Raw genomic sequence first — 1062 nt, 5'->3', positions numbered from 1 at the left:
CAGTAACGTGATGACAGTGATTATTGGTGCAATGGAGTTATAAGGCGAATTGTCATTACTTATATTCTTAATAAAATAAATTATATCAGGGCGCGGGATGTTGGCTTACTTCTGCGCATAAAGCACGAATCCACTGATGACTTGGGTCACGATGGGTTCGCTCATGCCAGGCCATGCTCTTGGTAAAGCCGGGTACTTTCAGGGGCAAAGGGAGAATGATGAGATCGTTGTTAGTCAAGACCATGCGGTGAGGTACAACTGCAATCATATCAGTCACTTGCAATATATCAGGTATCACCTGAAAACTATTAACTGACATGCCTACTCGTCGTGTCAGACTGAGCTTAGCCAGTGCTTCATCTGTAACACCGGTGAAGTTACCTTCTGATGACACCAGAATATGTTCCTGTTTGCAAAATTGTTCGAGCGTCATTTCTGAACTCGCTGCCAGAGGATGATGACGTCGTGCTACGCAGACATAATCTTCTTCATAGAGCGCTCTTCCATGCAGGTCTTCGGGGGTTGTTTGCGGTGTTATCAAAGCCAGATCAACTTCACCCCGAGACAACTGCTGATACATTCGCTCATTGTCCACGGGCCGCACGGCGATTTTAATATTCGGTGCACGTTGTTTTAGCTCAGCCATCAACGGAACGACAACAGCCTTAAGTGCATAGTCCGTTGCGACGATGGTATAAGTCAGTTCCACCGTCACCGGATCAAATTTCTTTGGTTTCAGCAGGATAGCGATATCGGTGAGGATTTGTTTTACCGGCGTAGAAAGTTCGTTGGCCCGCATTGTGGGGACCATACCGTGGCTGGTGCGAACAAAGAGTGGATCGTCAAAGTAATCACGCAAGCGAATAAGCATACCACTGACGGCAGGCTGCGTCAGGGAGAGGCGCTGTGCAGCCCGAGTCACGCTTCCCTCATCCAGTAATGCATCAAGGGCCTTAAGAAGGTTAAGGTCGAGGGTTCTGATATCATTTTTCATAATGAACTAGCCTGACAGATATTAAAATTTTAATTCAGGCTAAATGCTCGGGAAAAGGTTGTCTAGAA

General features: G+C 46.6%; 1 protein-coding gene. It reads right to left on the bottom strand.

The features are described 5' to 3' along the window. Nucleotides 1-85 precede the first annotated feature (85 nt). Entirely contained in the window at nucleotides 86-994 is a 909-nt protein-coding gene (locus tag AEYBE204_RS39170; protein ID WP_023464152.1) for a LysR family transcriptional regulator, read from the bottom strand. Nucleotides 995-1062: the final 68 nt, after the last annotated feature.

Source organism: Asticcacaulis sp. YBE204 (genome assembly GCF_000495855.1).
In the GTDB taxonomy this organism is placed as follows: Bacteria; Pseudomonadota; Alphaproteobacteria; order Caulobacterales; family Caulobacteraceae; genus Asticcacaulis.
This window is presented reverse-complemented; position numbering and strand designations above follow the sequence as displayed.

Excerpts from the sequence above, each read along its gene's own strand:
- AEYBE204_RS39170 (WP_023464152.1), bottom strand. The coding sequence starts at position 994 with ATGAAAAATGATATCAGAACCCTCGACCTTAACCTTCTTAAGGCCCTT.